Origin of the sequence: Scytonema sp. PCC 10023, assembly GCF_963920835.1 — a bacterium.
In the GTDB taxonomy this organism is placed as follows: domain Bacteria; phylum Cyanobacteriota; class Cyanobacteriia; order Cyanobacteriales; family Nostocaceae; genus Kalymmatonema.
In genome coordinates this window covers 1-7,412 of sequence record NZ_CAWUDP010000198.1, presented here as the reverse complement: position 1 = coordinate 7,412, position 7,412 = coordinate 1, and the positions used below count along the sequence as shown (strand labels likewise).

General features: G+C 43.4%; 9 protein-coding genes. 1 reads left to right on the top strand and 8 read right to left on the bottom strand.

All coding sequences use genetic code 11. The features are described 5' to 3' along the window. A partial coding sequence (locus tag ACM0OZ_RS47185; protein WP_414589878.1) for a transposase occupies positions 1–391 on the top strand: 391 nt, incomplete at its 5' end. 601 nt (positions 392–992) lie between these two features. Here ACM0OZ_RS47185 and ACM0OZ_RS47180 read toward each other — a convergent pair. From ACM0OZ_RS47180 to ACM0OZ_RS47145, 8 genes are all read right to left on the bottom strand, one after another. Beyond that, positions 993–1,928 carry a hypothetical protein gene (locus tag ACM0OZ_RS47180; RefSeq protein ID WP_414589877.1) on the bottom strand — a complete coding sequence of 312 codons (936 nt, stop codon included), beginning with the start codon at positions 1,926–1,928 and terminating at the stop codon, positions 993–995. Positions 1,929–3,474: 1,546 nt separating this feature from the next. Next, on the bottom strand, positions 3,475–3,963 hold the full coding sequence (locus ACM0OZ_RS47175; protein WP_414589876.1) for a hypothetical protein: 489 nt from the start codon (positions 3,961–3,963) through the stop codon (positions 3,475–3,477). After that, the gene (locus ACM0OZ_RS47170) at positions 3,956–5,203 is read right to left on the bottom strand and encodes a hypothetical protein (RefSeq protein ID WP_414589875.1); all 1,248 of its coding nucleotides are present in this window, start codon (positions 5,201–5,203) and stop codon (positions 3,956–3,958) included. Before ACM0OZ_RS47170 ends, ACM0OZ_RS47175 begins: the two co-directional genes overlap by 8 nt. 8 nt (positions 5,204–5,211) lie before the next feature. Beyond that, positions 5,212–5,355 carry a hypothetical protein gene (locus ACM0OZ_RS47165; RefSeq protein ID WP_414589874.1) on the bottom strand — a complete coding sequence of 48 codons (144 nt, stop codon included), beginning with the start codon at positions 5,353–5,355 and terminating at the stop codon, positions 5,212–5,214. Between the two features lie 23 nt (positions 5,356–5,378). After that, complete coding sequence (locus ACM0OZ_RS47160; RefSeq protein WP_414589873.1) at positions 5,379–5,837, bottom strand: hypothetical protein; 459 nt, start codon at positions 5,835–5,837, stop codon at positions 5,379–5,381. Positions 5,838–5,848: 11 nt separating this feature from the next. Then, positions 5,849–6,046, bottom strand: a complete 198-nt coding sequence (locus tag ACM0OZ_RS47155; protein ID WP_414589872.1) for a hypothetical protein — start codon at positions 6,044–6,046, stop codon at positions 5,849–5,851. After that, on the bottom strand, positions 6,033–6,176 hold the full coding sequence (locus tag ACM0OZ_RS47150) for a hypothetical protein (protein ID WP_414589871.1): 144 nt from the start codon (positions 6,174–6,176) through the stop codon (positions 6,033–6,035). The genes ACM0OZ_RS47155 and ACM0OZ_RS47150 overlap by 14 nt, the downstream gene beginning before the upstream one ends. 548 nt (positions 6,177–6,724) lie before the next feature. After that, entirely contained in the window at positions 6,725–7,354 is a 630-nt protein-coding gene (locus tag ACM0OZ_RS47145; protein ID WP_414589879.1) for a DNA cytosine methyltransferase, read from the bottom strand. Positions 7,355–7,412 lie beyond the last annotated feature (58 nt).

Here is a 7,412-nt window from a genome sequence, read left to right as displayed (position 1 = left end):
GTCCGGAGAAACATATTGGTGGGTTTTGCCCCGTGTCAATACACATTTGTTTAACCAAGTTTTAGCTGATTTTGCGCGAGAATTTGGTCTTGGCGATCGCAAGCACGTTTTACTGACAGTTGACCGTGCAGGTTGGCACATGAGCAAGGAAGTTCAAATTCCACATGGTCTACATTTAGAGTTTTTGCCACCATACTCACCTGAATTACAACCCGCAGAACGATTGTGGACGCTCACGAATGAACCAATTGCTAATAATTATTTTAAATCTATCAACGAACTTGAAGACGCATTAGTTGCGCGTTGTCAAGTCTTGCTAGAACACAAAGGTTTTATCAGTAGATTAACTTGCTACCACTGGTGGCCGAAGACTTCTATATACGATAACTAATTACCCGGATTTCATATGACACCCCAGCTAAACCTCCAAAACCCCGTGGAAAATCTCCTGGCTGGGAAACTGGACAGCCACGCCAACGTAGAATCACATATCCTATTGTCAGAAAACGTACTTCTAAACCCCGTAAGCAGGCGGCGAAATCTGCTTAGTTTATCTCTTTTCATATTTTCTGATTTAAATTTCTTTAACCCAGCATCGCTGGGTCATTTTCCATGCCTTAGTCTAAACTCCAGGTTTTGAGACTCCCTTTATTTGCAAATAATGTGGTTTCAAAATCGCCTTGTTTGCAGTTTTATCGCTGGATGTTTGCAGTTCGCTACAGCTATGCACGTCCATCCAGAACAGAGGTGCTTGAAAGGTAAATTAGAAGCTGATTTCGCCTCCTTGCATTCCCACGGAAAAATGAAGGACTGGTAAGGCTTCTGGAAAACTTTTCGGTCTACTGACTATACAAAGTTTCAGCAACGTCCGAGCGCAGTGAAAGCGTCTTTCAACAATGATAAAATGGAGTTGACAAAGTTGCGTGCAATGAAACAGGTCTACTTTTTATGGTGGACTGTACTTAATGGCACGTTTCGATCAATTTAACGTTTTATAAAGGTTTTTCATCAGTTTCAAGATTATTAAGTAGTAGAGAACAATTGTGCTCTTCTATGTAAGATTTAAAATTTAATTGCTTTTGATACCAAGCTTTAAGTGTTTTTGGAGGACAAATAAAAGATTTTTCTGTTCTTTCACTATATGATTTAGTTGTTTGACGGCTTGTTATTATTTCAATTTCCTTTGAAAATTCTGTCCTAACAGTACTTGAAACGTTTTTTAATTCAAAAGAAACTTCAGCAGATGCTTTAAATGAACTTACTTCTTTTACACTATCTATATTAACTTGAGTAAATCCGTGTTCAACGGAACGTTTTATTTCATCAGGGAGACTTCCTGCATTTCTCATTTCATAAACAAGATTCTTTACCTCTTCTACATTGTAAAATCTAGGTTCTAATACCCATCTTTGATCATCATACAATGAATCATCACTGTCATAAACACCACAATCTTGATCAGACTTACCCCATTTTGCTAATTTAGCTCTTGGATTTGTATAATTAATAATTCTATAACTATTGTCACCAGCTTCTGAAAATCTCCACAGTTGATTTTCAAAAAAATCTCCTCCGAATAATATCGCTTTTTTAGGAATATCTTTCAGACCATAAAGCTCCTTACTCAGCTCTAATAATGACGTAAAACCATCATAGGGCTTTGTTAATTGAGGCATCTCGGTAAGATATGTTAATCTATGATTTGATGTCCAATTTACAATATAAAAAGAATTGGGATAATGTGGGAGTGCTTCTTTTAAAATCCATAATTGGTCTTCATAAATACCATTTGCAAAAGTACCCCACTTTGTATATATCTTACTTCCAGGTAGATATTCGTTCTTTTCAAATTGAGCTAAGCGAGCTTGGTTATGTTTATAATTTCTTATAAAGTAAACAGCGTTACTTTTTATGGATAGTTTACTCATACGTGTTCTCTCCTTATTTTTCAGAAATTTTCAATTATTCTATGTACATGATACTTGCTGTATATATGCAGCATATTTTGAATATTACTATATGTAATGTTATAAGTAAACTCTTTTTGAAAAATTATGATTGTGTGGACTCTCAAGAAACCCTTTGCGTAACTCAGATCTTGCACCTATCTGGATAAACCCTTAATCCACCAATAAGAGTGTAGTAAAGTAACACGAGAAGCGAGAATGAGCTTACGCAATAAAAAGTCATAGATATAACTATATAAATGTTCATAATACTGAAATGTACCTCAGCGTAGGCGATTGCCCAAGGGGCACTGCGCTTCGCGCAATCGTTAAATTGGAGAAGTGCCAGGAGAGTGCACTCATGAAGCAGGGGGAAGGGGTCGCCAACAGCGACCCCTTCCCCCTGATAGTGATTATCAATATTATTAACTAATGCTAATTTGCTTTCTAAGCAAAGTCATCAGATTTGCATTATTGTGCCAAAACATGAGAAAAAGGGCGTTGAAATATATCCTTTCTAAAGCAAGAACAATGGTTTCAATTCTTGCCCACGCCCAAAACCTACTCCCTTCCCGCCCAAAAAATACCTAATTTAACGTAGACGCGCACCGGCTTCCCGCAGGGTACCGCAAAGACGAGCCAGCGCTACGGCGGTCGGGTTTCCCGACAGCCAGGCGACTGGCGTCGCGTTAGGACACGTTCGGCGAAGCCGTCTCGTTCGCTTCGCGTCTCCGACAGGAGAAGAGAAGGAAGAACAAAAAGAAGATAGGTAATCTTAGACCGAGAAGGGAGTAGTTACACGTACGGTTCTAACAGAGAGGTGCGGGACATCATAGTCCCCATCGACTCTACCCTACTGACTGTCTCTTATTTCTTATGTTTTGGCCCATTGGGCTTATTTATCGACAGCTCACGCTCCAGACCTACCCAATTGGGGCGAAGCCGCAGAAATTGCATTTCAAACTATATTTCCCCATTTAGTGGTGTTGCTTCTTTTACAAAATATTGAACGCCTTAGAGAACTAACACTTAGTCAAGGAATTGACATTCAAATTTCCAGGTGCAAGATGTGACTTTATCTCAGATGCAGAAGGAAATCGCAACCCAAGAAAGAGGGGTATCACCATTACTCTATATCTGCTTAACGATTTATCTCTTTTTTGGGCTTGAATGGTTTTGGTTTCTTAATGGCAACCTGTGACAACAAGAATCTTCTAAGAGAAGTTCTCACAACCAGTGAGAAATAAGATTCCTCTGAGAAGACTCTCAGAGGAAACATCATATATTGATATCTGCAAATTAATTGAGGGTGGCAATGCAAAGAGCGATCGCTACACTAAACCCTCAATTACAATTTGCTTGGGAGAGATAAAAAAGTAAGCGGTGCCTGTCTTAGGCTTAAATTGGGAAAGCAACTGACACCCAAGCCATTTCTTCTGGATTTGGACAGAGCCAGAGTTGTAAATAGTTGTCCTCTCTCCCTCTGATATGTGAATTATTGTGAGGCGAGGTAAAGAGCGATTGGGCTTTAGCCCACTGCCCAAAGGGCAATCGCCAGCAACATCGCCACTAATCCAATCAAAATCATAATTGCTCCGACTTCGGGAATCGGGAAGTCTAGCCCAGTTTCATTGATGAAAATAACTTCAATGCCCATCTTTCTGAAATCTCTGGCTACCCTCACAGCTTGCTCATAGTCCATTGGTTCAGTAGGGGCAAGCCCCAGAATGACCCGACGCTTTCGGATTACCCAAAACATTTTAGTACCGTAGTGTGTGTACAGTTCTGTCTGTGCCACGGCGTGAAAAATATTGTCACGCGTTAGCCACTTTTTCACCTCATAGACCGTCATCCAAGTCGCGATGTCAATTCGTCTTAGAGAAGCGGGAGTCTTTACTTGTACCTCGTCCGGCGCTTTCAGCCAGTAACGGCGTAAACGTTTTTGAATGAGTAGCTGTAAGTCTCGCTCTGCCCAGATAGCTGGTAGATAGCGTGAGCAAAAATCCAAGCTATTCATTTACCTTCCTCCTCACTTCAATTCCCGCATCACTAAGGATGGTGTGTAGTCGCGCCCTGGCGCTTCTGTAGCCGTTACTGTCCCCGCTTTTGTGACCCCAAATCCTAAAAATAATTTCTTTCTGGCTCGTGATTCGTGGTTCACGGAAGTAATAGAGGAATCCGACCCAGTCGCGTTCTATTTGCCGGATAGCCCCGTAGGGGGGAAGCTTTGTAGAAGGTTCTACGAAGGTCAGCAAGTCTTCAGTGAATTCTTTTGTTTGTTTCCTGGGCTGTTGCCCTGTGGTTGATTCGGGCAATTCGTTGCTTACTTCGCTCCTCACCACCCGAAGGTTCGGGGGGGTCGGTGAAGGGTTCGGCGGAGGGTTCGGCGAAGGCTCAGCGAAAGGGACACGCGGGAGTTTAACCATTTCCTGGGGCTTCATCCAAACTTGCACCGCACCACGCAAGGTATCAAAGGTTGGCGGCTCAGCCAACTCCATCTCAATGTGGAGATGATTGGCCCATTTCTCGATAGCCTTTTGTCCTCCGTCCTGTGGCTTAAGTCGTGCGACCACGTAGCCGTCGGGGTCAACTCCCACACCTTTGAATTCACATACCACCCGTTTTTCTAAGAGGAGTTCCATACATCTTCTTACCAAGATAATCTCAAAGCTGGAACCCTCAGGGAGTGCTGGCGCTTCATATTGTGCGAGAAGTGATCGCATATCATCAAGCTCAGATTCTAGTAACTCAATCTTTGATTGGTACTGAGCAACAATATTTTCTTGCTCTTTCAAAAACTTTTCTTTATCGGCTTGCAGTTCTTCATTAGCTGCTTGTATTTGCTCCTCTAAATCCTTTTCTGCTTGGGTTAATGCTTGCTCACGCTCATTTAATTCAGCTTCCTTGGTGGTAGCTAATTCTTCTAACTGTTGTGTCAACTTCTCTTCTTTATCTGTTAGCTCCTGCTCACGCTGCTTGAACTCCTTTTCTTTGGCTGTGGCAGTATCTTGCAGTTTGCGGTTGAGTAAAACGATGTTTGATTCAAGCTTTTTAACCTCTTTCCTTAAAGTCCACTTCTGATTATTTAACTGAGTTATGGGCTGAAACAGTCCGCCACGGTGTAACGAGATAGCCAAAACGCCGCAAGAAATACCCGCAACCCTAACTAAAACGCTTTGGTTAAAGTTGAGGAGCGGGTAAAGTGCAGCACTTGCCACGTTGGCGGACGTTAACAAAAATTGAAACGTCCTAATCATTTATTTGTTTATTTTTTGAGCAAGTAGAACAATCCAAGAGTGACGAGTAATGCACTAAAACCAAGTGGAAGAGTTAAAGCCCGATTGATTGAGTAAATCCACTTGAGTCCATCTGTAAGCAGCGATGCAGCCATCAAAAAAGTAGTGGTCATTGTGACAATATACCTTGATGGTTTCATCGCTCAACTTCCTGCTTTTGTTTACTCGTCCCCTTTACTAAATCAACCAGGTTAATCACCTCCGCAGATGAAGGCGGTAGGGCGTTTCCCATAGTTCCGGGCTTGATGCCAACTGAGTAAGCTTTTTTAGTCAGCTTCTGTGTCCATCCGACTTTATTAAGTACACCTTCGGCTTGTGTGCCTTTAAGGTTCGTATCAGCGATCGCATCTTTTTCTCGGTCAATTTGTAAGTTAGTGCGCTCAGTCTTAAGCTGCACTTCTTGCCGTTTTGCTTTTACTTCCTGCTTGTCTGCCCAGTGGGTTGCAGCTACAGTTTTAGCGCGGTATCCTCTCAATTTTTGCGCTCGTGCCTTGCCCAATTCAATGTGTTTACCTGCCTCATAGGTCATCTCATCAATCCATTCTGGTGATTGATTTGGCGTTGCGTCTGATGCTTCTGCTGCTTTCTTTACCACAATAGTTTCTCCTATTTTTTACAGTTATTTGTACCCAAGTAATCCTGGACAGTATGTTGTATATGTCCGGGTATCTCTCGGGCTGCTTTGGCAATGTCCTCTGGTTCGACCGTCAGCCCTGCGACTGTTCCAACTGCTGTAGCGGCAATACTCACACTAATGGCAGCAATGGCAGCGGGAGTTACTTGGGTTGATTCATTCCTTGTCATGAGTAATACTTTTGTATTGCTGATAAAGCGACTGACCAAAGGCGTGTAAGTAACCTGAGATGGTGAACTGAGCGAACCAGACAAGCCCGATGGCGATGGCGATAGCCGCCCGCCCTGCGGGCTTCGCCACAACTAATCTGTGTCCACTCAACCAATTCAAGATTTTTTCTTTCGGGGTGATAGAGCCTTTCCCAGGCTGTTGAGTCCTGTCTTAATGGTTTCCTCAGCAGTCGTGGACATTTCCTCTAAGAAAGTTGCACCGATTTGTTGACCAAGTGAACGCCCTGCCTGTCTAAGCTGGTCTAAGTTAAGGTCAATAAAACTACCCGGGGTCTTAGTAGCAAACGACCAGAAAACCGGGTTAAGCCTGAAAATCTGATGATATAAGGATTCTACACCAGCTACGGTTAGTTGCCTTTGATTATCACACTGGTACTACTCAACGAGAAAACAAGGGTTGTAGCTAACAAACACTTCTGTATTATTCATGTAATATCGCTTAACCCGGTTTTCTGCTCCAATGATTCTCATGCCCCATCTTTTATGAGGGATGGAGAGGATGAGGAGGATGAGGAGGATGAGGAAGAAATTACTACCCCTACTGCTCCCTCATCTCCCTTATCGCCCTCATCTCCCCCACTTCTCACGGTTTCCTCTGAGAAAATCTCGGGTATTAATTCAGGCTCGGATGGAGGCAATTGAGTGTAAGTATTTGATTCTTCGGAGGGCGATCGCTCCCACTCTGGGGTCAAGTGCATTTCCGAGAGCAGCTCGTCTTTTTCTAATAGTTCCGTCGCCGGACGGCACTCCAACGGGTTTGTCCAGCCCTGTGGAATCCCGAAAGTTTCCTCTAAGAAGGCTGGGTTGATTACTTGCCCACGGCTCAAAATTCCCTGTTTGATTAAGCTGCTCTCTAATTTGGTCGTTCCAGGCGCTCGTCCCGTTGAAGATAAGGCGGTCGGACTTTCCCACCATGAGCAGCCGTTCTCTAAGAAAGGGCGCTCCAAAGGCTCCACTCGAAATAACTCGCCATTCGACATCATACCCGCAGCGGGAAAACTCAGAGAGGAGAAATCCAAAGTAGGATTGTTTATCACCTGGTCGCAGGGGACAGTTGAGTAATCCTCGAACATTTTCAATTGCAAAATAGGCAGGTTGCCACTGTTCGATAATTCTGACGATCGCGGGGAAGCAGTCTCGCGGGTCATCCGCTCCAAGTCGCTTCCCTTGAATGCTGAATGGTGGGCAGGGTGGAGATGCGGTAATGCAGTAGGGTGCAATGCACTTTCCATCTGGGAATTCGCGCACGTCTCCATAGTTGTAGGAGCCAGCAATAAGAAACGCTTCGACCAGCAATAAGGATCAT